This window comes from Pseudomonas sp. ABa2 (genome assembly GCF_056676075.1).
In genome coordinates this window covers 1,251,982-1,273,397 of the sequence record NZ_CM155239.1, presented here as the reverse complement: position 1 = coordinate 1,273,397, position 21,416 = coordinate 1,251,982, and the positions used below count along the sequence as shown (strand labels likewise).

Below are 21,416 nucleotides of genomic sequence, written 5' to 3'. Positions count from 1 at the left end.
CATCCGGGCTGCCTCGGGTTTGTCCGGGCCAACTGATCTGCCGCAATACCCGCCGGCGCCGGCCGACTAGACTGCCAGCATCCCCCGCCCAAGGACGCGCCATGCCCGACGAGCTGCAGACCCTGCTGAATTTCGCCAGCGCCCTGGCCGCCGGTCTGCTGATCGGCGCCGAGCGCGGTTGGCAGGAACGCCATGGCGACGACACCCGCCTGGCCGCGGGCATTCGCACCTACGGCCTGGTTGGCCTGCTCGGCGGCTTCGCCCTGCTGCTCGGCGAGCGCTTCGGCGTGCTCGCCTGGGCGGCGATCTTCCTCGGCTTCGCCGCCCTGGTGCTGACCGCCTATGCCGGCGACCTGCTGCAGCTGGGCGACCGCGGCCTGACCAGCGAGATGGCGCTGCTGATCACCTTCCTCCTCGGCAGCCTGGCCGTCGCCGACCAGGCGCCGCTGGCCGCCGCCGGCGCGGTGGCGGTGGCCTTGCTGCTGGGGCTGAAACAGGCGTTGCACGGCGCCCTGCGCCGCCTCAGCGAGGGCGAAGTGCTCGGCGCGCTGAAGCTGCTGTTCATCTCCCTGGTGCTGCTGCCGGCGCTGCCGAACCAGGGCTACGGTCCCTGGCAGGCGTTCAACCCCTACGTGATCTGGTGGATGGTGGTACTGATCGCCGCCATCGGCTTCGCCGCCTACGTGGCGATCCGCCTGGTCGGCACCCGCCACGGCCTGCTGATCACCGCCCTGCTCGGCGGCATCGTCTCGTCCACGGCGATGACCCTCACCCTCGCCCGCCTGCACGGCGAACGCCGCCTGCATGCGCTGCTGGCCTGCGGCCTGCTGGCCACCTCGGCGCTGATGTTCCCGCGAGTGCTGCTGGAGGTCGGGCTGATCAATCCGGCATTGCTGGCGCAGCTGTTCTGGCCGCTGACCGCCGCCGCGCTGGTCTACAGCGGCGGCGCCCTGGCGTTCTACCGCCTGGCCGGACGCGAGTCGGACGAAAGCGGCGAGCCGCCGCTGAAGAACCCCTTCGAGCTGGGCCCGGCGCTGCGCTTCGCCGCCCTGCTGCTGCTGATCCTGTTTCTGGTCGAAGGCGCGCGGCGCTGGCTGGGCGATGCCGGGGTGTATCTGGTGGCGCTGGTCTCGGGCCTGGCCGACGTCGACGCCATCACCCTGTCGCTGGCGCGCAGCGCGCAGCTGGACCTCGACCAACAGGTGGCGGTACGCGGCATCTTCCTCGCCGCGCTGAGCAACAGCCTGGTCAAGGCCGGCCTGATCGCCCTGATCGGCGGCCGCCAGCTGGCGCTGCGCACGGCGCCGGTGATGCTCGGCGGTTTGCTGGTCGGCGCGGCGCTGCTGCTGTTCTGAACGCCGGACGCCGCTCAGGGGCGCTGCAAGAACCCCTGCAACAGGCGATGCACCCGCTCGCTCAGCTCGCGGTTAGCGGCCACCGGCAGGCCGCGCGCCAGCTCCGCTTCCACCACCTGCTCGACCAGCGGGCGCAGCTGCAGCAGCTGGGCGCTGAGCGGCTCCAGCTGGTCGGCATGCGGCAGCGAGGTCTGCAGCAGCGGGTTGACCAGGTGGCCGACGATCATCTGCACGATGCCGGTGGCGACCTGCTCGACGTGGCCGCGAATCGACTCCAGCTCGTCCAGCAGCGCCGGCAGCGGGATGCCGGCGCGGTACAGCTCGATCCCGGCGGCCAGCAGCCGCGGGCTGGGCACCGCCAGGTGATCGCCGGCGAACTGCAGCAGGCCGAGGGCCTGGGCGCGGTCGATCACCGCGTCATCCAAATCCGCGCCGAAGATCGCCTGCAGCTCGGCGAACTCCAGGCGCCCAGGCTGCTCGGGCTCTCCCGGGCCGCGGATGGCCTGCTCCAGGCCCAGCACGTGGGCCAGGTCGCGGCCCTGAGCCCAGGCCTCGAACAGCTCGCGAATGCTGGCGATGCTGTAGCCGCGCTCGAGTAACTGGCCTATCAGCTGCAGCCGCGCCAGGTGCTCGCCGCTGTAGATGCCGACTCGCCCGCGCCGCTCGGGCGGCGGCAGCAGGCCGCGATCCTGATAAGCGCGCACGTTGCGCACGGTGGTCTGCGCTGCCTGGGCCAGCTCGTCGACCGTGTATTCGGCGGCCGCCGCCGCGGCCATGGGTGCGGCGCTGCCGAGCAGGCGCTGGAAGAACAGGGAGGCTTGGGTCATGGCGCGATCATAGCCGCGCGCTTCGCCCGCCAACAACCGCGCCGACGCCCCCAACCAAGGGCTGGACTTGCCCTGCCCGGCTCCCGCGGCAAAGTCGCGCCATGCGCTATAACCCCTGATTTAGAGCGGCTGCAAGGCGCTCGGTAACGCCGTAACGCGGCCACCTGCCAGGCGCCGGATCGGCTAGGCAAGCGCGCAGCGGCCCTGAACAATGACGATGACATCGAGCGATGTAACCGTCACTTGCCGGAGCCCGCCATGCCCACCTCTTCCACCCCTGCCGGATTCGCCCCATGAACGCGCCGCTGCCCCGCCACGAGCCGCCACCGCAGCGCCTGGAGGTCTTGGGCGACGGCGTGCGCCTGCAAACCTATGCGTGGGGCCGGGCCGACGGCCCGACCCTGCTGCTGGTGCACGGCTACCCGGACAACCACGAGATCTGGCTGCCGCTGGTGCGCGAGCTGGCCGCCGAGTACCGCATCGTCGCCTACGACGTGCGAGGCCATGGCGCCTCGCAGGTGCCGCGGCGCCTGCGCGACTACCGCCTGGACCGGCTGGCGAACGACCTGGAAGCGGTGATCCGCGCCGTCAGCCCGCAGCGCCCGGTGCATCTGGTGGCTCACGACTGGGGCTCGATCCAGAGCTGGGAGGCAGTCACCGAGCCGCGCATCCAGCCGCTGCTGGCCTCCTACACCAGCATCTCCGGGCCCTGCCTGGACCACGTCGGCCACTGGCTGCGCGAGCGCCTCAGCCTGCGCCGCCCGCTGGCGCTGATGCAGGCGCTCAGGCAGCTGCTCAGCTCCTGGTATATCGCCTTCTTCCACACCCCGTGGCTGCCGGAGCTAACTTGGCGCCTGGGCCTGGATCGCGCCTGGCCCTGGCTGCTGCGCCGCCTCGAAGGGGTACGCGGCCTGCCGCCGAGCAGCAGCCAGCGCGGCGACGGCATGCGCGGCGTGCAGCTGTACCGCGCCAATTTCATCCGCAGCCTGCTGCGCCCGCGCGCACGCAGCACCCGGGTGCCGGTGCAACTGATAGTGCCGCTGGGCGACCGCTTCGTCCGCCCGCAGCTGTTCGACGACCTGGCGCACTGGGCGCCGCTGCTGACCCGCCGCGAGGTGCGCGGCGGCCACTGGCAGCTGCTGGCCGAGCCGAGCGCGCTGGCCGGCTGGCTGCGCGAACATGTCGGCCGGCTGGAGGCCGTTCAGGGCGTCTCGAGATAGGCCGCTGGCGGCCGACTGCAGCGCGGAGAAGCAGGGCTGTGGTGCGCGCGGCGCCCCCTGCGCGCCTTAACTTGTAGCCTCGCCGCCGGCTACTCGCCCAGCTCGTCCAGCGCCGGCAGGTCGGCGGCGCGCTCCAGCAGCTCGGCCGGCAGACTCTTGCTGGCGCGGGCGCCGAGCAGCTTGAGGTTCTCCGCGCGACCGATCAGGTTGCCGCGGCCCTCCACCAGCTTGTTGCGCGCGCCGGCGTAGGCCTTGTCCAGCTGCTGCAGGCGGCTGCCCATCTCGTCCAGATCGGCGATAAAGGCGACGAACTTGTCGTACAGCTGACCGGCGCGCTCGGCGATCTCGCGGGCGTTCTGGCCCTGGCGCTCCTGGCGCCAGAGGCTGTCGATGACGCGCAGGGTGGCCAGCAGGGTGGTCGGGCTGACGATCACCACCTGCTGCTCGAAGGCCTCCTGGAACAGATTCGGCTCGGCCTGCAACGCCGCGGCGAAGGCCGCCTCGATGGGCACGAAGAGCAGGACGAAATCCAGGCTGTGCAGGCCTTCCAGGCGCTGATAGTCCTTGCCGGACAGGCCCTTGAGGTGGCTGCGCAGCGACACCAGGTGCTGCTTGAGCGCCTGCTGACGGATCACCTCGTCGTCGGCGGCGACATATTGCTGATAGGCGCTGAGGCTGACCTTGGCGTCGACTATCACCTGCTTGTCGCCCGGCAGGCGAATCAGCACGTCGGGCTGGAAGCGCTCGCCGCCGGCGCCCTTGAGGCTGACCTGGGTCTGGTATTCGCGGCCCTTCTCCAGGCCGGCATGCTCCAGCACCCGCTCCAGCACCAGCTCGCCCCAGTTGCCCTGGGTCTTCTGGCCCTTGAGCGCGCGGGTCAGGTTGGTCGCCTCGTCGCCCAGGCGCTGGTTGAGCTGCTGCAGGCGCTCCAGCTCCTTGCCCAGGGAAAAGCGCTCGCGCGCCTCCTGCTGGTAGCTCTCGTCGACCCGCTTCTCGAACGCCTGGATGCGCTCCTTGAGCGGGTCGAGCAACTGGCCGAGGCGCTGCTGGCTGCTCTCGGCGAAACGCTGCTCGCGCTCGTCGAAGATCTTCGTCGCCAGCTCGGCGAACTGTGCGCGCAGCTCGTCGCGCGCGCCCTGCAGATCGTCCAGGCGCTGCTGCTGGTTGTCCCGCTGTTCCTGCAGCTCGGCGCTCAGCGCCGCGCACTCGGCGGTCAGCCGGCGCAGCTCGGCCTCGTTGCGCTCACGCTGCTGGTTCCAGCTCTGCGCCGCCTCGCGGGCGATCTGTCGCTCCTGCTGGAGCAATTCGTTCTCGCGGCGCAGGCCGGCCAGCTCGCTCTGCTGCTCGACCTTGATCTCGCTGACCTCGGCCAGCTCGGCGCGGCAGTCGTCGAGCTGAGCGGTCAGCCCGGCCTGGGTCAGCTGGGCATGCTCCAGACGTTCCTGCAGCAGCGCCTGCTCGCGCTCGGCGCGCGCCAGACGCCGCTGCCAGGCCCACAGCCCGGCCAGCAGAGGCAGCAGCGCAGCGGCGAACCCGAGCGCGAGGGATAACGGATCGAAAGACATAGACACTCCCAGTGGAACCGCCGGGCAGTATAACCAGCGGTGCAACCAGGGTCAGCGCGGCAGGCGTGCGAGCAGGCGCTTGGCCTCGTGGGAACCCTGGGCCGCGGCCTGCTCCAGCCAGTGACGGGCCTGCTGCGGCTCGCCGGCACCCGGCTGGCTGCACAGCCTCCCGAGCTCCAGCTGGGCGCGGCGGTCGCCGGCGCGGGCGGCCTGGCGCAGCAGCTCGAAGCCGATTCGGCGGTCGCGCGGGTTGCCGCAGTCGCGGCAGAGCAATTGGCCCAGGCGGCTCTGCGCCTGCACGCAACCCTTGCGCGCCGGCTGCTTGAGCAGGTTGCCGGCCAAACGCTTGACGCTGTGGGCATGGCCCAGGCGCGGACTGTCGAGCAGCCAGAGGGCGACGCGCATGGGCAGGCGCGAACTGACGGGAACCGTATCGAGGGAGGTGGCGGATAAAGCGCGGGACATAAGACTGGGGGGCTGGGGCAAGGGCGCGCCACTCTACTCCTTTTTTCGCCAAGGTAAAGCCTTGGCAAAAACGCCGAGCGGCGTTCTAGAGCAAGCGCTTGGGACAATCCACAGAAGTTGTGGATAACTCCGTGCACAACTTGGGCGAAAGGCGCTTCAAGCCCGATGCCATGGGCCTCGCAGACAAACTGTCGATTTTTTCACCAACGAAAAAATTGCATATTTTTCATTGACTTAAAAATCAAGCGCGGAAAATCAAGCGGTTACCGGCGATTCTGACAGTGACGTGACAGGCTGCTTCATCAATGTGCACAACTCGCTGCGGCATAACCGCGCAACGCTCTGTTTCGGGGCATCGCCAGGCGCTTGGCGCAGGGTTTCAGGCCGGTTGCGGCAGCCGTCCCTGCACCAAGAACTGCTCCCAGCGAAACAGCCGCGGCTGGTCCGGGGCCTGGGCATGCTTGAACGCTACGTACGCGGCGGTGGTTTCGCACAGCCAGGGCGTCAGGTTGCGCGGACGCGTCTCGGCGAAGGCCTGCGGCGCATAGAGCGCGACATTGCTGCCACCGTCCGGGCAGCGCGCCGAACGGTACTCGAAGGCCTGCACCCCGGCCGCGCGCATCGCCGCGCCCAGCTGCTGGGTCGCCCGGTAGTCGCTGGGATGAGCGAGCAGGCGCTGATGCTCGCTGAACGGCGGGCGCTGCAGCTGGATGCCGCGCTCGACCCGGTAACGCGCCTCGAAGGTGGAATGCTCGGAGAGGATGCGCCCGCTGGGCGGCGGGCTGGCCATGCCGTGCCACAGCACGAAGCGGTAGTAGGCGGCCTCGGCCATGGCCGTCTCCAGACGCTGCGCGGCATAGAACAGACTCGGCTCGTGCACGCCGCCGAAACGCGAGCCCCAGCGCAGCGGCGGGTAGCGAAACGGCGTCTTCAGCAGGTAATGCAGCGGCTCAGCCGCGCTCGGCAGCGGCGGCTTGCTGCTTTCCAGCAGTTCTTCGAGCAGCGCCTGCTCGGCCAGGTTGTCCACCAGCTGCAGGGTCGCCACCTGCACCTGGCTCTCCACCATGCGCAGCAGCTTGCCGCGCAGCGGCCGGATCTGCCGAGCGCCGTCGCAGCTGTGCCAGATATCCATGCCATCGCCCTCCCTGGTTTATGTCGTGCCTAGAACCTGTTTACGAGCTTGCGAGCTAGAGGTAAACGGTGGCGAAAACGGCCGAGAAAGCGGAGTTTACGCATGTAAATGAGCATTTCGAGACCGTTTTCAACACCGTTTAACCGACGCGCAGCAGGTCGTGAAAAGGTTCTCAGACCTTGCCGCGGATGGCGTCCAAGTACTCCACCACCCGCACCAGGCCCTGCACCTGGCTCATCTGCTGCAGCGGCACGCCGGCCAGGTGGCGGTTCTCGGTGCGCAGAAAGTGGCGCATGTCCTGCTGATTGCCGCCGAACAGGGCGAACAGGGCGCGGTAGACGCGGATCAACAGCAGCGCCAGCTCGCCGGTCTTGCTCTGCGGGCGCAGGCCGCCCTGCTCGTTCCAGCGGCTGACCGCACTGCGGTGCACACCGACGATATCGGCCAGCTCCTGCTGGGTCAGCCCCAGCTGTTCACGGGTATTGAGCAGGGCCTTAGCCAGCACCGCATCGGCGTCGGGCAGGCTGCGAGTCACTGCACTCATCGCGCATTCCTCCGTGTGTTTGTATCAATAGTAATAGTAAAAGCTGCAAATGCACAGCAACGCCTACAACGGCTTGGCACTCGCCCGGGCATTGGGGTACCGTCCCGGCAGACACCGAGCAAGGAGAGAGCATGGGCCGCCGGCGCTTCTGGCTGGGCACCTGCGCCGGCGTACTGGGCGTGCTGCTGATTCTTGGCAGCTACGCCGGCTACCGCGTCCAGCGCCTGCTGAGCGAACAGGGCATCGCCCTCGACTGGCAGGCGCTGAGCCTGTCGCCGCGCGGCCTGCGCCTCGACGGCTTCAGCCTGCAGCAGGGCGGCGCCGCCGCCGGCCTGCAACTGCACGCCGGCCAGTTGCAGCTGGACTGGCTGGCCAGCGAGGCGCCGCGCTACCGCCTGCGCCTGCAGGATCTGCAACTGGACTGGCAGCCGGGCCCGGCGGACGCAACCGCAGCGCCGCCCGGCGACCTGCAGGCCCTGCTCGCGCGACTCGACGCCGCCCTGCCCTGGCTGCCGCGGCGCCTCGAACTGCAGGCGGTGCAAGCGCAACTGCCCTGCGCCAGCGGCCGCTGCACGCTGCGCGGCGACGCCAGCGTGCAGGTACGCAGCGCCGGCCTGCAGCTGCACAGCCGGCTGTTGCACGACGCGCACCGCGCCGAACTGCAGGCCGAGCTGCAGATGCCGGCGCGCGACGTCCCGCTGCAACTGCAGGCCGAGCTGCGGCTGGACGACCAGGCCCAGCTGCAACTGCACAGCCAGCTGCAGACGCAGGCCGACGCCACGCACTGGAGCGGCCGGCTGAGCATGCCGCAGCTGGGCGAGGTGGCCTGGTTCGGCGACTGGCTGAGCCAGTGGCTGCTGAGCACACCCACAGCGCTGCCGGCCACCCCGCAGCAGGCGCGCCTCGCCGCGCAGTGGCAGGTGCAACTGGCGCCCGGCCCCTGGCAACTGGACGACCTGCTCGCCGCACCGGGCTGGCTGCGTCTCGATGCCCTGCTGCAACACCCTTGGCCGCTGCCTGCGCTGGGCCTGGTCAGCGGTGAGCTGGCGGTGGATCTGTATAACGCCGCCGGTCGCTGGCAGGCCCGCGAACTGCACGCCGATCTGCTGCTCGATCCCCTGGGAGCGCCCTGGCTGACGGCGCTGCCCGACGGACTGCGCCCGCAGCAGCTGCACCTGCAGATCGCCCCGCGCGCGACGCCCACCAGCACGCCCGACGCCCTGGCCCTGCACGCGCAACTGCAGGGCCAGGGACCGCTGCGCCTGCAGGGCGAGGCCGATATCGAGCTGCAGCTGCAGAAGGACTGGGCGCTGACCCTGGCGCACCTGCGTCTCGATGCCGACGCCGCCCGAGTCCGCCTGGCCGGCAACCGGCTCGACGACCTGCAGCTGCGGTTGCGGCTAAGCGGCCTGGCCGATGCCCAACGCCTGGACGTCGTCCTCGGCGAAGGCTCGCGAATCGCGCTCCGGCGCCTGCGCAGCGGCGAGCTCGAACTGCAGCAGCTGGGCGCCGAGCTGGGCGCCCTGCACCTGCACGGCACGCCCCAGACGCCGCAGCTCGAAGGGCCGCTAACGCTGCGCACACAACGCCTGCAGCACCCCCGGTTGCAGGCGCAAGGCTGGCAATGGCAGGGCCAGCTGCAGACCACGGGCGAGCGCCAGCGCCTCGCCGGCAGCCTGCTGGGCGACGCCGGGTTGGGCCTGGCCCTGCAACTGGAGCGCGATGCCGCGGGCGAGCTGCGCGCCGCGGCGACGCTCGAAGAACTGTTTCTGCGCGCCGGCAACCCGCTGCCGCAGCTCCTCGCCGACTGGCCGCCGCTGTTGTCGCTGGACAACGGCCGCCTGCAGGGTGAGGCGCAGCTACGCCTGGCGCCGGGCCAGCCGCTGCAGGCGCAGCTGAGCCTCAACGCCCGGGGGCTGAGCGGCATCTACGACCGCAGCAGCTTCGCCGGCCTCGACGGCGAGCTGCGCCTGGCGCTCGAGGGCGAGCGCCTGGACCTGCACCTGCCGCAGTTGAGCGCGCGACAGATCGATCCCGGTATCGCCCTCGGTCCCCTGCAGCTGCAGGCCCGCTACCAGGCGACGCTGGCCCGACCGCTGGCCGGCGTGCTGAGCCAGCAGCGCGCCGAGCTCGGCATACTCGGCGGCAGCCTGAGCCTGGCGCCGCACCAATGGCGGCTGGACAGCCCCAGCCAGGTGCTGCCGCTGCGCCTGAGCGGCCTGGACCTGCAGCAGCTGTTTCGCGTCTACCCGGCCGAGGGCCTGGAAGGCAGCGGCCTGCTCGACGGCCTGATCCCCCTGCGCCTGGGCGCCGGCGGCCCCAGCGTCGAGCAGGGCCTGATCGAGGCGCGCGCACCGGGCGGCCGCCTGCGCTTTCACTCACCGCGCATCCGCGCCATGGGCCAGGCCAACCCGGGGATGAAACTGGTCACCGACGCCCTGGAAGACTTCCACTACGACCTGCTCGGCAGTAGCCTCGACTATGATCAGTCCGGCACACTCAGGCTGGGCATGCGCCTGCAGGGACGCAACCCGGCCATCGAGCAGGGCCGGCCGATCCACTTCAACATCAACCTGGAAGAGGACATCCCCACCCTGCTGGCCAGCCTGCAACTGACCGCCAAGGTGAGCGAGATCATCCAGCAACGGATCCAGCAACGGATGCGCCAGCGTGTCCCCCAAGAAACCAAGGAGTAGCGCCATGCGCCTGTGCCGCTTCCTCGCAGTCCTGAGCCTGGGCCTGCTGTGCCTGGCCTGTACCCCGACGGTACAACTGGCCATGCCCAACGAGCCGATCAATATCAACCTCAACGTCAAGGTCGAACACGAGATCTACATCAAGGTAGACAAGGCCCTGGACAACGTCTTCAACGAAGACAGCGGCCTGTTCTAAGGAGAAGCCCGATGATTCGCCATATTTCGACCCTGCTGCTGGCGCTCTGTCTGAGCCTGCCGGCCTATGCGCTGAACCTCAACCAGGCCATGAGCGCCCTCGGCGCCGCCAAGGCCAGCGGCCAGCTGGGCGAGCAGCCCAACGGCTACCTCGGCGTGGTCAAGCCGGACGGCCAGGCCGAGGAGATCGCCCGCCTGATCAACCAGGCGCGCCGCGCCGAGTACCAGAAGGTGGCCAAAGACAACGGCATCGCCCTCTCCGACGTGGAAGCCATCGCCGGCAAGAAGGCCATCGACCGCACGCCCCAGGGGCAGTTCATCCAGTTGAACGGGCAGTGGCTGAAGAAGTAGCCACTGCCCAGCCGGAGCCCAAAAGCAAAGAACCCGCCGAGGCGGGTTCTTTCGTTTGCAAGCGCAGCGATCAGGCGCCGGCCTTGCTCACGGCGTCCTTGATCAGGGTCTGCAGCTCGCCCTTCTCGTACATCTCGGTGAGGATGTCGCTGCCGCCGACCAGCTCGCCGGCCACCCACAGCTGCGGGAAGGTCGGCCAGTTGGCGTACTTCGGCAGGTTGGCGCGAATTTCCGGATTCTGCAGGATGTCGACGTAGGCGAACTTCTCGCCGCAGCCCATCACCACCTGCGCGGCGCGGGCGGAGAAGCCGCACTGCGGCGCGTTGGGCGAGCCTTTCATGTACAGCAGAACGGTGTTGTTGGCGATCTGCTCTTTGATGGTTTCGATGATATCCATGGGGCACCTCAGCGTAGACTTCCCGACCCCTCGGTCGGCACGGTGGCGCGATTGTAGCGAAAAGCCGAGCGCAATGCTCGGCCTTGCCACGGCATCCGGGCTACGCGGCCACCACCTCCACCGGCACGCCATTGAGCGCGGCGTTGCCGGACAGCGCATCGAGCTGGCGTTCGTCGGTCAGGTCGTTGGCGCTGGCGCCCGGCTGCTCGCGGGCAATCGCCATCTGCACGCCGGGGCGGGCATGGCCCCAGCCGTGCGGCAGGCTGACCACGCCGGCCATCATCTCGTCGCTGGCGGCCACCTCCACCTCGATGCTGCCGACCCGCGAGCGCACCCGCACGCGCTGGCCATCGGCCAAACCACGACTGGCCAGATCCGCCGGATTCATCAGCAACTGGTGGCGCGGCTTGCCCTTCACCAGGCGGTGGTAGTTGTGCATCCAGGAATTGTTGCTGCGCACATGGCGGCGGCCGATCAGCAGCAGCTGGTCCGCCGCTGGCGGTAGCTGCGCGGCGAAGCGCGCGAGATCGCCCAGCAGCAGTTCGGGGGCGGCCTCGATGGCTTTCGATGCGGTCTTCAGCCGCTCTGCCAGGTTCGCCTGCAGCGGCCCCAGGTCGAGCCCGTGCGGGTGATCGCGCAATGCGGCCAGGCTGAGCTTGCGCTCGCTGCGATCGCCATAGGGGCCGAAGCGCAGGCCCATGTCGATCATCTGCTCGGGGGCCATGGTCGGTTTCAGTTCCAGAGCGTTGCGCGCGGCGAAGGCCTTGGCCAGGCCGACGAAGATTTCCCAGTCGTGCAGCGCGCCGTCCGGCTTGGCCAGGATCGCCTCGTTGAAGCGGGTGACGTTGCGCACGGCGAAGACGTTGAAGGTGGTGTCGTAGTGGTCGTGTTCCAGCGGCGCGGTGGGCGGCAGGATCAGGTCGGCATGACGGGTGGTCTCGTTGATGTAGAAGTCCACCGAGAGCATGAACTCCAGACCGTCCAGCGCCTGCTCCAGCTGGCGGCCGTTGGGCGTGGACAGCACCGGATTGCCGGCCACGGTGACCAGCGCGCGGATCTGGCCCTCGCCGGGGGTGAGCATCTCCTCGGCCAGGGCCGAGACCGGCAGCTCGCCGCCGTATTCCGGCAGGCCGGACACGCGGCTCTGCCAGCGGTTGAAATGCCCGCCCGAGGTGCTCGCCACCAGGTCCACCGCCGGCGTGGTGCAGAGCACGCCGCCGACCCGGTCGAGGTTACCGGTGACCAGGTTGATCAGTTGCACCAGCCACTGGCAGAGGGTACCAAAAGCCTGGGTGGAGACGCCCATGCGCCCGTAGCACACCGCCTTGTCGGCGGCGGCGAAATCCCGCGCCAGCTGGCGAATGGCCGCGGCCGGCACGCCGCAACGCTCGCTCATGGCCTCGGCGGTAAATTCGGCAATGGCCGCGCGCACGGACTCCAGCCCCTCCACCGGCAAGTGGCTGGCGCGGGTCAGGCCTTCCTCGAACAGGGTATTGAGCAACCCCAGCAGCAGCGCCGCGTCGCCACCGGGACGCACGAACAGGTGCTGGTCGGCGATGGCAGCGGTCTCGCTGCGCCGCGGGTCGACCACCACCAGCTTGCCGCCGCGGGCCTGGATGGCCTTCAGGCGCTTCTCCACGTCCGGCACGGTCATGATGCTGCCGTTGGAGGCCAGCGGGTTGCCGCCGAGGATCAGCATGAAGTCGGTGTGGTCGATGTCCGGAATCGGGATCAGCAGGCCGTGACCGTACATCAGGTGGCTGGTCAGGTGGTGCGGCAGCTGGTCGACCGAGGTGGCCGAATAACGGTTGCGCGTCTTCAGCAGGCCGAGGAAGTAATTGCTGTGGGTCATCAGCCCGTAGTTGTGCACGCTGGGGTTGCCCTGATACACGGCTACCGCGTTCTGCCCGTGCTCCGCGCGGATCGCGCTGAGGCGTTCGGCGACCAGCTCGAACGCCTCGTCCCAGGCGATGGCCTGCCACTGCTCGCCGATGCGGCGCATGGGCTGGCGGATGCGGTCGGGGTCGTCCTGGATGTCCTGCAGCGCCACCGCCTTGGGGCAGATATGGCCGCGGCTGAAGCTGTCCTGGGCGTCGCCCTTGATCGAGCGGATCTGCGTGCTGCCGTCAGGCTGGAGCTCGGTTTCGATGGCGAGGCCGCAGATGGCTTCGCACAGGTGGCATGCACGGTAATGGAGGGACTTGGTCATGGCCTGGCCTCTTGTTCTGATGCGAGACGACCGGTCAGGTCGCAGACTTCGAACTATGGGCCGGGCAAGAGGACGACGCCAGCAGCGTTCGTCTCATGAATCGGCAGGCATCATGCCTGCCGATTCAGGGTCGCGACTATCCGGATCAACGGATGGCGGTCACGGTGCCCTTGTGGCCGGTCACGCTGACGTTGACGGTCTTGTACACGAAGTAATCCTCAACGTTCACTTCGTAACGCGGGGCGACGATCACGTCGGCACCCGAGGCCTTGACTGCCTTGTAGGCAGCTGCGGACTTGGCGGAAGCCACCGGGTCGAGACCCAGGGCGAAACCACCCTCGCCACCACCGTAGGTCACGCCGTCGGCGAACTGGGTATCGCCACCCAGCTTGAACACACCGAACAGGATGTTCACCGAAGATTGACCGGAGATGGGCTCGCCCACTTTCACGTCGGCCTGCAGGTTAGTCTTGACGGTACCGTTCAGCGGAACGGCCGGCTGGCTGACGTTCTGGCTGGCACAGCCAGTCAGCAGGGCGAGGGCGGAGAAAGCGGCGGCGTAGGCTACGTGTTTCATGCAAAACTCCTTTGCACATATATTCCATGGGTACCCCATTGCGGGGGCAATGCATTGCCTAGGAAAGGCGGCGGCATCCTAGGAGTGCGTCGCAGAGCGGCGCAAGCAGGGATGTCAGTTTTGTGACATCTCGCACGCAGCTTTGGGAAAAGGCTTACAAAACAGCCCTTTGTCATGGCCAAGCGGGCAATTTGCGCCTTCTCGTCATTTCCTTATAAGATCGCGCCTTCCCCCTGTTTCGTCGCACCCTGCGGCCTCCTGCCGCAAGCCTCGCTGTTTTCCCGGTTTTTGTCGCCGACGCGGGCTTGCGACCTGTAGTGAAAAAGGTAGTTAACGATGAGCGCCAGACACTTTCTCTCGATGATGGATTACACACCGGACGAACTGGTGGGGCTGATCCGCCGCGGCATCGAGCTGAAGGATCTGCGCAATCGCGGCGTGCTGTTCGAGCCGTTGAAGAACCGCGTGCTGGGCATGATCTTCGAGAAGGCCTCGACCCGCACCCGCCTGTCGTTCGAGGCCGGCATGATCCAGCTCGGCGGCCAGGCCATCTTCCTCTCGCCGCGCGACACTCAGCTGGGCCGCGGCGAGCCAATCGGCGACGCCGCCATCGTCATGTCGAGCATGCTCGATGCGGTGATGATCCGTACCTTCGCCCACAGCAACCTCACCGAGTTCGCCGCCAAGTCCAGGGTGCCGGTGATCAACGGCCTGTCCGACGACCTGCACCCCTGTCAGCTGCTGGCCGACATGCAGACCTTCCTCGAGCACCGCGGCAGCATCGCCGGCAAGACCGTGGCCTGGATCGGCGATGGCAACAACATGTGCAACTCCTATATCGAGGCGGCGATGCAGTTCGACTTCCAGCTGAAAGTCGCCTGCCCCGAGGGCTACGAGCCGGATGCGCGCTTCCTCGCCCTGGCCGGCGAGCGCGTACAGGTGCTGCGCGACCCACGCGAGGCGGTGGCCGGCGCCCATCTGGTGAGCACCGACGTGTGGGCCTCGATGGGCCAGGAAGACGAAGCGCAGCTGCGCGTGCAGCGTTTCAAGCCGTACCAGGTCAGCCGCGAGCTGCTCGATCACGCCGCCGAAGGCGTGCTGTTTATGCATTGCCTGCCGGCACACCGCGGCGAGGAGATCAGCGAGGATCTGCTCGACGACCCGCGCTCGGTGGCCTGGGATCAGGCGGAGAACCGCCTGCACGCGCAGAAGGCGTTGCTGGAACTGCTGGTCGAACCGGCGTACCACCACGCATGAGCGAGCCGCTGCTGCAACTGCGCGGGCTGAACTGCGGCTACCACGCACACAAGGTGGTGCAGGACCTGGACCTGCATCTGAACGCCGGCGACATCGGCTGCCTGCTCGGCCCCTCCGGCTGCGGCAAGACCACCACCCTGCGCGCCATCGCCGGCTTCGAGCCGGTGCTCGACGGTGAGATCGAACTGGCCGGCACGGTGATTTCCCGCGCCGGCTTCACCCTGGCGCCGGAGAAGCGCCGCATCGGCATGGTGTTCCAGGACTACGCGCTGTTCCCCCACCTGAGCGTGGCGGACAACGTCGCCTTCGGCATCCGCCAGCAGGAGGGCGCCGAACGCGTCACCGCCGAGCTGCTGGAGCTGGTCAAGCTCGGCCACCTGGCCAAGCGCTACCCCCACGAGCTGTCCGGCGGCCAGCAGCAGCGCATCGCCCTGGCCCGCGCCCTGGCGCCGGCACCGCAGCTGCTGCTGCTCGACGAACCCTTCTCCAACCTCGACGGCGAACTGCGCCGGCGCCTCAGCCATGAGGTGCGCGAGATTCTCAAGGCGCGCGGCACCAGCGCCATTCTGGTCACCCACGATCAGGAGGAAGCCTTCGCCGTCAGCGACCATGTCGGCGTGTTCAAGGATGGCCGCCTGGAGCAGTGGGACACCCCCTTCAACCTCTATCACGAGCCGTCGACGCCCTTCGTCGCCAGCTTTATCGGCCAGGGCTATTTCATCCGCGGCCAGCTGCTCGGCCCGGACACGGTGCAGACCGAGCTCGGCGCCATCCGCGGTAACCGCGCCTACACCTGGCCCAGCGGCAGCGCGGTGGACGTGCTGCTGCGTCCCGACGACATAGTGCCGGACCCGCAGAGTTCACTTACGGCACGTATCGTCGGCAAGACCTTCCTCGGCGCCGCCACCCTCTACCGCCTGCAACTGGCCACCGGCAGCCAGCTGGAGTCGATCTTCCCCAGCCACGCCGACCACCTGCCGGGTGACGAAGTGGGCATCCGCGTCGCCGCCGATCACCTGGTGGCCTTCCCGGCCTTGGGCAGCGTGGCGGCCCATGTGCCGCTGGGCGAGTCGGGCGGCGTGCGCCGGGTCAGCAGCAACTGATCCCGGCAACGTCCATAGGCTGTCGCGGGGCCGCCTGGGCCCTGCGCCCCAACGCCCTGCAGACGTGCCCATCTACAGAAACAGCCGGCCACTGGCGATATGCCGGGCATGGCCGGCGATCTTCACCCGCTCGCCCTCCAGCCTGCACAGCAGCTCGCCGCCACGCGCCGAGCACTGCCAGGCGCTCAGCGCGCCTCGCCCCAGACGCTCGGCCCAATAAGGCACCAGGATACAGTGGGTGGAGCCGGTGACCGGGTCCTCGTCGATGCCGATGCTCGGCGCGAAGTAGCGCGAGACGAAGTCGTGGCGCTCGCCGGGCGCGCTGATCAGCACGCCGAGACCCGGCAGTTCGGCCAGCGCCGGCAGGTTCGGGGCGAAGCCGCGCACCTCGGCCTCCGAATCCAGCACCACCATCAGCTCCTGCACGCTGCCGTCGCCATTGCGCAGCGCCAGCACCTGCCGCGGCGCACGCCCCAGTGCCTGCTCCACCGCCGTCCGCAACGCCTGCTCCACCGGCACGGCGCGACGCACCGGGAAATCCAGCTCCAGCAGCCGGCCCTGGCGGGTGACGCGCAGCGCCCCGGAGCGGCAGACGAACTCCAGCGCCTGGCCCGACTCCCGATACAGATCGAACAGCACGCAGGCCGCCGCCAGGGTGGCATGGCCGCACAGCGGCACCTCGCTGGTCGGGGTGAACCAGCGGATATGCCAGCGCTCGCCCTCGCGTACCACGAAGGCGGTCTCGGCCAGGTTGTGCTCGGCGGCGATACGCTGCATCAGCGCCTCGTCGAGCCAGGCCTCGAGGCGATAGACCATGGCCGGATTGCCGGCGAAGGGCTGGTCGGTAAAGGCGTCAACTTGATGGAATTCGAGAGGCATGCTGCATTCCTGGCCAGATGAGAGCCACCAGCATGCCTGCGCAGGGTAAGCCGCAACAGATACAGTTCCTGTTTTCCAGATGCTCTGAGAGCATCGCGGCTGAAGCCGCTCCTACGATCCTGGGGTGCTTCAGGGCTCGCTACGCACCCGTTTCACCGCGTCCAGCCAGCCGGCGTAGAGGCGCTCGCGGTGCGCCTCGTTCATCCGCGGCTCGAAGCGCTGCTGGCGGTGCCAGTGGCTGGCGATGGCCTCGAGGTCGGCGTACAGCCCCAACTGCAGGCCGGCCAGGTAGGCGACGCCGAGCGCGGTGGTCTCGGTGACCTCGGGGCGTTCGACGCCGACGCCGAGAATGTCGGCGAGAAACTGCATGACCCAGTTGTTCTCCACCATGCCGCCGTCCACGCGCAGCGCGCTGGGAGGCGCGGCGCCGTCCTGACGCATGGCCTCGAGCAGGTCGCGGGTCTGGTAGCACACCGACTGCAGGCCGGCGGTGACGATCTCCTTGATCCCAGTGTCGCGGGTCAAGCCGAAGATCGCGCCACGCGCCTTGGGGTCCCAGTAGGGCGCGCCGAGGCCGGTGAAGGCCGGCACCAGGTAGACGCCGCAGGCATCGCCGGTCTGCTCGGCCAGGGCCTCGGTATCGCGCGCGTGGCCGATCAGCTTGATGCCGTCGCGCAGCCACTGCACCGCCGCGCCGGCGACGAAGATGCTGCCCTCCACCGCGTAGGTGGCCTCGCCGTTCAGGCGGTAGCCGACGGTGGTCAACAGGCGATTCTTCGACACCACCGGCGTGCTGCCGGTGTTCTGGATCATGAAGCAGCCGGTGCCGTAGGTACTCTTGACCATGCCCGGTTCGAAGCAGGCCTGGCCGATCAGCGCCGCCTGCTGGTCGCCGGCCATGCCCAGCACCGGGATGCTGGCACCGAGCAGCTCGGCGTCGGTGTGACCGAACTCGGCGGCGCAGTCGAGCACCTCGGGCAACAGGCTGGCGGGAATGTCGAACAGGTCGAGCAGCTCCGCGTCCCACTGCTGGCTGTGGATATTGAACATCAGGGTGCGCGAGGCGTTGCTGGCGTCGGTGCGGTGCACCTTGCCGCCGCTCAGGCGCCACAGCAGGAAGCTGTCCACCGTGCCGAAACGCAACTCGCCGCGCTCGGCCCGATCCCGTGCGCCGGGCACGTTGTCGAGCACCCAGCGCAACTTGGTGGCGGAGAAATAGGGGTCGATCAGCAGGCCGGTCTTGGCCGCCACCATGGCCTCGTGGCCGGCGGCCTTGAGCCCGGCGCAGTAGTCGGCGGTGCGACGGTCCTGCCAGACGATGGCCGGGTGGATCGGCGTGCCGCTGACGGCGTCCCACACTAGGGTGGTCTCGCGCTGATTGGTGATGCCGATGGCGGCAATCGCATCGGGCTGCAGGCCGCTGCTGGCGATGGCCTCGCGGCAGACCTTGAGGGTGGACAGCCAGATTTCCTGGCCGTCGTGCTCGACCCAGCCGTCCTGCGGGAAATACTGCTGGAACTCCTGCTGGGCGCGCGCCACCGGCAGGCCCTGGGCGCTGAAGATGATGGCGCGGGAACTGGTGGTGCCCTGGTCGATGGCTAGCAGGTACTGGGACATGCGCGTTTCCTTGTTGTTATGCGGGTGTTGGCCGTAGGAGCCTTGTCGGTATCACTCGCGACCGATGGCGGCGAAGCTGCCCTGAGTGTGCTGCGCCAGCACCTCGGCCGCCAGTTCCACCTCCAGGCCGCGGCGGCCGGCGCTGACGAAGATGCTGGCATGCTCGCGCGCCGAACTGTCGATAAAGGTACGCAGGCGCTTCTTCTGCCCCAGCGGGCTGATACCGCCGAGCAGGTAGCCGGTGGCGCGCTGGGCCGCGGCCGGGTCGGCCATGTCGGCCTTCTTCACGCAGGCGGCCTGGGCCAGCGCCTTGAGGTCGAGGCTGCCGGCCACCGGCACCACCGCCACCAGCAGCTCGCCCTTGTCGCTGGCGGCGAGCAGCGTCTTGAATACCCGGGCCGGCGGCAGGTCGAGCTTTTCCGCGGCCTCCAGGCCATAGGACGGTGCCTTGGGGTCGTGCGCGTAGCTATGCACCCGGTGTTCGGCCTTGGCCTTCTTCAACAGATCGATCGCTGGAGTCATGTTCGAATGTGAAAATAATCTGAAACGATTGCCGTACCTTAGCCGAAATCCCTTTTCGCGGGCAGCCTATAATGGCAAGCCACCAAAGGAAGCCGCCATGAACCTGGCCCCTCGCCAACACGACATCCTCAACCTCGCCCGCGAACGCGGCTACGTCAGCATCGACGAACTGGCCCTGGCCTTCGCCGTGACCCCGCAGACCATCCGCCGCGACATCAACCAGCTGGCCGAACACGGCCTGCTGCGGCGCACCCATGGCGGCGCCGCCTGCGAGGCATCGAGCATCCACAACACCGCCTACGGCATGCGCGCCGGGCAGATGCGCGAGGAAAAGCAGCGCATCGCCGAGGCCGTGGCCGCGCACATCCCCGACCACGCCTCGCTGTTCATCAACATCGGCACCACCACCGAGGCCATCGCCCGCGAGCTGCTCGGTCACCAGGGCCTGAAGATCATCACCAACAACCTGCACGTCGCCGCCCAGCTCAGCGCCAAGGCCGACTTCGAGGTGCTGGTGGCCGGCGGCACGGTGCGCAGCGACGGCGGCATCGTCGGCCAGGCGGCGGTGGACTTCATCCAGCAGTTCAAGGTGGACTACGCCATAGTCGGCATCAGCGGCATCGACGAGGACGGTAGCCTGCTCGATTTCGACTACCAGGAAGTGCGCGTGTCCCAGGCCATCATCGACAACGCCCGCCAGGTGTTCCTCGCCGCCGATTCGAGCAAGTTCGGCCGCAACGCCGTGGTGCGCCTGGGCTCGATCGCCCTGGTCGACCGCGTGTTCACCGACTGCGCGCCGCCCGCCGCCGTGGCCCGCCTGCTGCACGAGCACAAGGTCCACCTCGACCTGGTCTGAATCGCCGCCAGCACCGTTCGGCGCGAAAGCGCGCGTCGGGCTGGCGTACCTGCGCGCATTCGACTAGCATATTTTCGAAAGTGAACATAACCACATTCGAATTCAATAGCGAGTGCCCTGCCATGCCCCACGACCCTCTCGCCAGCCCTGTCGCGGAAGTCTATGACCTCGCCGTGGTCGGCGGCGGCATCAATGGCGTGGGCATCGCCGCGGATGCGGCCGGCCGCGGCCTGGCGGTGTTCCTTTGCGAACAGGACGACCTGGCCAGTCACACCTCCTCGGCCAGCAGCAAGCTGATCCACGGCGGCCTGCGCTACCTGGAGCACCACGAATTCCGCCTGGTGCGCGAAGCCCTGGCCGAGCGCGAGGTGCTGCTGGCCAAGGCACCGCACATCGTCAAACCCATGCGCTTCGTGCTGCCGCACCGGCCGCACCTGCGCCCGGCCTGGATGATCCGCGCCGGCCTGTTCCTTTACGACCACCTGGGCAAGCGCGAGCGGCTGCCTGGCTCGCGCGGCGTGCGCTTCGGCGCCGGCAGCCCGCTCAAGGCCGAGATCGGCCGCGGCTTCGAGTACTCCGACTGCTGGGTCGACGACGCCCGCCTGGTGGTGCTCAATGCCATGGCGGCGCGCGAGCACGGTGCGCATATCCACACCCGCACCCGCTGCATCAGCGCGCGGCGCAGCAAGGGCCTGTGGCACATCCACCTGGAGCGTGCCGACGGCAGCCTGTTCTCCATCCGCAGCCGCGCCCTGGTCAACGCCGCCGGCCCCTGGGTCGCGCGCTTCATCGGCGAGGACCTCAAGCAGCAGTCGCCCTACGGCATCCGCCTGATCCAGGGCAGCCATATCGTGGTGCCGCGCCTGCACGACGGCGAGCAGGCCTACATCCTGCAGAACGAGGACCGCCGCATCGTCTTCGCCATTCCCTACCTGGAGCGCTTCACCCTGATCGGCACCACCGACCGCGAGTACCGGGGCGATCCGGCACAGGTGTGCATCAGCGCCGAGGAAACCGACTACCTGCTGGCGGTGGTCAACGCCCACTTCAAGCAGCAACTGAGCCGCGCCGACGTGCTGCACAGCTTCTCCGGCGTGCGCCCGCTGTGCGACGACGAATCGGACGAGCCCTCGGCCATCACCCGCGACTACACCCTGGCGCTGGCCGGCGCGCCGGGCGAGGCGCCGCTGCTGTCGGTGTTCGGCGGCAAGCTGACCACCTACCGCAAGCTGGCGGAAGCCGCGATGAACCAGCTGGCGCCGTTCTTCCCCAAGCTGGGCCCGAGCTGGACCGCCAGCGCGCCGCTGCCCGGCGGCGAGCAGCTGGACAGCCAGAGCGCCCTGATCGAAGCGCTCTGCACGCGCCATGGCTGGCTGCCGACCAGCTTGGCCAGACGCTGGGCGGCCAGCTACGGCAGCCGCAGCTGGCGCCTGCTCGACGGCGTGCACAACCTCACCGACCTCGGCGAACACCTCGGCGCCGGGCTCTATGCCCGCGAGGTGGATTACCTGCGCCGCGAGGAATGGGCGCGCAGCAGCGCCGATATCCTCTGGCGGCGCAGCAAGCTCGGCCTGTTCATGACCCCGGCGCAGCAGGCCCGCCTGCAGCAGTACCTGCAACCCCATTCGGCCCACGCCGCCTGAACTTCT

The 21,416-nt window shown here is 68.7% G+C and carries 20 protein-coding genes; 9 read left to right on the top strand and 11 right to left on the bottom strand.

The window, feature by feature from the left end; genetic code table 11:
• The first annotated feature begins 101 nt into the window (after nt 1-101).
• A complete protein-coding gene (locus AC1G9C_RS06075) occupies nt 102-1,355 on the top strand; it encodes an MgtC/SapB family protein (protein WP_480409698.1) in 1,254 nt (417 codons plus the stop codon).
• 14 nt (nt 1,356-1,369) lie between these two features.
• On the opposite strand, the gene AC1G9C_RS06070 is transcribed toward AC1G9C_RS06075, so the two are convergent.
• Nucleotides 1,370-2,182, bottom strand: a complete 813-nt coding sequence (locus AC1G9C_RS06070; protein WP_397488073.1) for a MerR family transcriptional regulator — start codon at nt 2,180-2,182, stop codon at nt 1,370-1,372.
• Nucleotides 2,183-2,475: 293 nt separating this feature from the next.
• On the opposite strand from AC1G9C_RS06070, the gene AC1G9C_RS06065 reads away from it, so the two are divergent.
• Nucleotides 2,476-3,402 carry an alpha/beta fold hydrolase gene (locus AC1G9C_RS06065; protein WP_480409697.1) on the top strand — a complete coding sequence of 309 codons (927 nt, stop codon included), beginning with the start codon at nt 2,476-2,478 and terminating at the stop codon, nt 3,400-3,402.
• 89 nt (nt 3,403-3,491) lie between these two features.
• On the opposite strand, the gene AC1G9C_RS06060 is transcribed toward AC1G9C_RS06065, so the two are convergent.
• The 4 genes from AC1G9C_RS06060 to AC1G9C_RS06045 form a co-directional block, all read right to left on the bottom strand.
• Nucleotides 3,492-4,853, bottom strand: a complete 1,362-nt coding sequence (locus AC1G9C_RS06060; protein WP_177342898.1) for a DNA recombination protein RmuC — start codon at nt 4,851-4,853, stop codon at nt 3,492-3,494.
• 165 nt (nt 4,854-5,018) lie between these two features.
• On the bottom strand, nt 5,019-5,432 hold the full coding sequence (locus tag AC1G9C_RS06055; RefSeq protein WP_122108769.1) for a tetratricopeptide repeat protein: 414 nt from the start codon (nt 5,430-5,432) through the stop codon (nt 5,019-5,021).
• A gap of 379 nt (nt 5,433-5,811) precedes the next feature.
• The gene (locus AC1G9C_RS06050; protein WP_021445018.1) at nt 5,812-6,564 is read right to left on the bottom strand and encodes an RES family NAD+ phosphorylase; all 753 of its coding nucleotides are present in this window, start codon (nt 6,562-6,564) and stop codon (nt 5,812-5,814) included.
• Nucleotides 6,565-6,736: 172 nt separating this feature from the next.
• Nucleotides 6,737-7,108: an XRE family transcriptional regulator gene (locus AC1G9C_RS06045; protein WP_021445017.1), complete on the bottom strand. Its 372-nt coding sequence runs from the start codon at nt 7,106-7,108 to the stop codon at nt 6,737-6,739.
• Nucleotides 7,109-7,239: 131 nt separating this feature from the next.
• Here AC1G9C_RS06045 and AC1G9C_RS06040 point away from each other — a divergent pair, with 131 nt between their 5' ends.
• The 3 genes from AC1G9C_RS06040 to AC1G9C_RS06030 are packed head-to-tail and all read left to right on the top strand — an operon-like array spanning nt 7,240 to nt 10,350.
• Nucleotides 7,240-9,804, top strand: coding sequence for an intermembrane phospholipid transport YdbH family protein (locus AC1G9C_RS06040; RefSeq protein ID WP_480409696.1), 2,565 nt, complete (start codon nt 7,240-7,242; stop codon nt 9,802-9,804).
• 4 nt (nt 9,805-9,808) lie between these two features.
• Nucleotides 9,809-10,000, top strand: a complete 192-nt coding sequence (locus tag AC1G9C_RS06035) for a YnbE family lipoprotein (RefSeq protein WP_021445189.1) — start codon at nt 9,809-9,811, stop codon at nt 9,998-10,000.
• Nucleotides 10,001-10,011: 11 nt separating this feature from the next.
• Nucleotides 10,012-10,350, top strand: a complete 339-nt coding sequence (locus tag AC1G9C_RS06030; RefSeq protein ID WP_021445190.1) for a YdbL family probable chaperone protein — start codon at nt 10,012-10,014, stop codon at nt 10,348-10,350.
• A 70-nt stretch (nt 10,351-10,420) separates the two neighbouring features.
• Here the strand turns inward: AC1G9C_RS06030 and grxD are convergent, their stop codons facing one another.
• From grxD to AC1G9C_RS06015, 3 genes are all read right to left on the bottom strand, one after another.
• Nucleotides 10,421-10,747: a Grx4 family monothiol glutaredoxin gene (gene grxD, locus AC1G9C_RS06025; RefSeq protein WP_003246056.1), complete on the bottom strand. Its 327-nt coding sequence runs from the start codon at nt 10,745-10,747 to the stop codon at nt 10,421-10,423.
• A gap of 100 nt (nt 10,748-10,847) precedes the next feature.
• Entirely contained in the window at nt 10,848-12,956 is a 2,109-nt protein-coding gene (locus tag AC1G9C_RS06020; protein WP_480409695.1) for a molybdopterin oxidoreductase family protein, read from the bottom strand.
• A 145-nt stretch (nt 12,957-13,101) separates the two neighbouring features.
• A complete protein-coding gene (locus AC1G9C_RS06015) occupies nt 13,102-13,533 on the bottom strand; it encodes a hypothetical protein (RefSeq protein WP_021445192.1) in 432 nt (143 codons plus the stop codon).
• Between the two features lie 336 nt (nt 13,534-13,869).
• On the opposite strand from AC1G9C_RS06015, the gene argF reads away from it, so the two are divergent.
• Nucleotides 13,870-14,790: an ornithine carbamoyltransferase gene (gene argF, locus AC1G9C_RS06010; RefSeq protein WP_480409694.1), complete on the top strand. Its 921-nt coding sequence runs from the start codon at nt 13,870-13,872 to the stop codon at nt 14,788-14,790.
• On the top strand, nt 14,787-15,893 hold the full coding sequence (locus tag AC1G9C_RS06005; protein ID WP_480409693.1) for an ABC transporter ATP-binding protein: 1,107 nt from the start codon (nt 14,787-14,789) through the stop codon (nt 15,891-15,893). Before argF ends, AC1G9C_RS06005 begins: the two co-directional genes overlap by 4 nt.
• A gap of 72 nt (nt 15,894-15,965) precedes the next feature.
• On the opposite strand, the gene AC1G9C_RS06000 is transcribed toward AC1G9C_RS06005, so the two are convergent.
• The 3 genes from AC1G9C_RS06000 to ybaK form a co-directional block, all read right to left on the bottom strand.
• The gene (locus tag AC1G9C_RS06000) at nt 15,966-16,772 is read right to left on the bottom strand and encodes a PhzF family phenazine biosynthesis protein (protein WP_480409692.1); all 807 of its coding nucleotides are present in this window, start codon (nt 16,770-16,772) and stop codon (nt 15,966-15,968) included.
• A gap of 129 nt (nt 16,773-16,901) precedes the next feature.
• Nucleotides 16,902-18,389, bottom strand: coding sequence for a glycerol kinase GlpK (glpK, locus tag AC1G9C_RS05995; RefSeq protein WP_480409691.1), 1,488 nt, complete (start codon nt 18,387-18,389; stop codon nt 16,902-16,904).
• Between the two features lie 51 nt (nt 18,390-18,440).
• Complete coding sequence (ybaK, locus tag AC1G9C_RS05990; RefSeq protein ID WP_031303518.1) at nt 18,441-18,911, bottom strand: Cys-tRNA(Pro) deacylase; 471 nt, start codon at nt 18,909-18,911, stop codon at nt 18,441-18,443.
• A gap of 97 nt (nt 18,912-19,008) precedes the next feature.
• On the opposite strand from ybaK, the gene AC1G9C_RS05985 reads away from it, so the two are divergent.
• Both AC1G9C_RS05985 and glpD read left to right on the top strand, forming a co-directional pair.
• Entirely contained in the window at nt 19,009-19,767 is a 759-nt protein-coding gene (locus AC1G9C_RS05985) for a DeoR/GlpR family DNA-binding transcription regulator (RefSeq protein ID WP_021445198.1), read from the top strand.
• A 122-nt stretch (nt 19,768-19,889) separates the two neighbouring features.
• The gene (gene glpD / locus AC1G9C_RS05980; RefSeq protein ID WP_480409690.1) at nt 19,890-21,410 is read left to right on the top strand and encodes a glycerol-3-phosphate dehydrogenase; all 1,521 of its coding nucleotides are present in this window, start codon (nt 19,890-19,892) and stop codon (nt 21,408-21,410) included.
• Nucleotides 21,411-21,416 lie beyond the last annotated feature (6 nt).

Bases quoted from the DNA above. Each gene is read 5' to 3' on its own strand.
- AC1G9C_RS06075 (WP_480409698.1), top strand. From the start codon at position 102: ATGCCCGACGAGCTGCAGACCCTGCTGAATTTCGCCAGCGCCCTGGCC.
- AC1G9C_RS06070 (WP_397488073.1), bottom strand. From the start codon at position 2,182: ATGACCCAAGCCTCCCTGTTCTTCCAGCGCCTGCTCGGCAGCGCCGCA.
- AC1G9C_RS06065 (WP_480409697.1), top strand. From the start codon at position 2,476: ATGAACGCGCCGCTGCCCCGCCACGAGCCGCCACCGCAGCGCCTGGAG.
- AC1G9C_RS06055 (WP_122108769.1), bottom strand. From the start codon at position 5,432: ATGTCCCGCGCTTTATCCGCCACCTCCCTCGATACGGTTCCCGTCAGT.
- AC1G9C_RS06050 (WP_021445018.1), bottom strand. From the start codon at position 6,564: ATGGATATCTGGCACAGCTGCGACGGCGCTCGGCAGATCCGGCCGCTG.
- AC1G9C_RS06045 (WP_021445017.1), bottom strand. From the start codon at position 7,108: ATGAGTGCAGTGACTCGCAGCCTGCCCGACGCCGATGCGGTGCTGGCT.
- AC1G9C_RS06040 (WP_480409696.1), top strand. From the start codon at position 7,240: ATGGGCCGCCGGCGCTTCTGGCTGGGCACCTGCGCCGGCGTACTGGGC.
- AC1G9C_RS06035 (WP_021445189.1), top strand. From the start codon at position 9,809: ATGCGCCTGTGCCGCTTCCTCGCAGTCCTGAGCCTGGGCCTGCTGTGC.
- AC1G9C_RS06030 (WP_021445190.1), top strand. From the start codon at position 10,012: ATGATTCGCCATATTTCGACCCTGCTGCTGGCGCTCTGTCTGAGCCTG.
- grxD (WP_003246056.1), bottom strand. From the start codon at position 10,747: ATGGATATCATCGAAACCATCAAAGAGCAGATCGCCAACAACACCGTT.
- AC1G9C_RS06020 (WP_480409695.1), bottom strand. From the start codon at position 12,956: ATGACCAAGTCCCTCCATTACCGTGCATGCCACCTGTGCGAAGCCATC.
- AC1G9C_RS06015 (WP_021445192.1), bottom strand. From the start codon at position 13,533: ATGAAACACGTAGCCTACGCCGCCGCTTTCTCCGCCCTCGCCCTGCTG.
- argF (WP_480409694.1), top strand. From the start codon at position 13,870: ATGAGCGCCAGACACTTTCTCTCGATGATGGATTACACACCGGACGAA.
- AC1G9C_RS06005 (WP_480409693.1), top strand. From the start codon at position 14,787: ATGAGCGAGCCGCTGCTGCAACTGCGCGGGCTGAACTGCGGCTACCAC.
- AC1G9C_RS06000 (WP_480409692.1), bottom strand. From the start codon at position 16,772: ATGCCTCTCGAATTCCATCAAGTTGACGCCTTTACCGACCAGCCCTTC.
- glpK (WP_480409691.1), bottom strand. From the start codon at position 18,389: ATGTCCCAGTACCTGCTAGCCATCGACCAGGGCACCACCAGTTCCCGC.
- ybaK (WP_031303518.1), bottom strand. From the start codon at position 18,911: ATGACTCCAGCGATCGATCTGTTGAAGAAGGCCAAGGCCGAACACCGG.
- AC1G9C_RS05985 (WP_021445198.1), top strand. From the start codon at position 19,009: ATGAACCTGGCCCCTCGCCAACACGACATCCTCAACCTCGCCCGCGAA.
- glpD (WP_480409690.1), top strand. From the start codon at position 19,890: ATGCCCCACGACCCTCTCGCCAGCCCTGTCGCGGAAGTCTATGACCTC.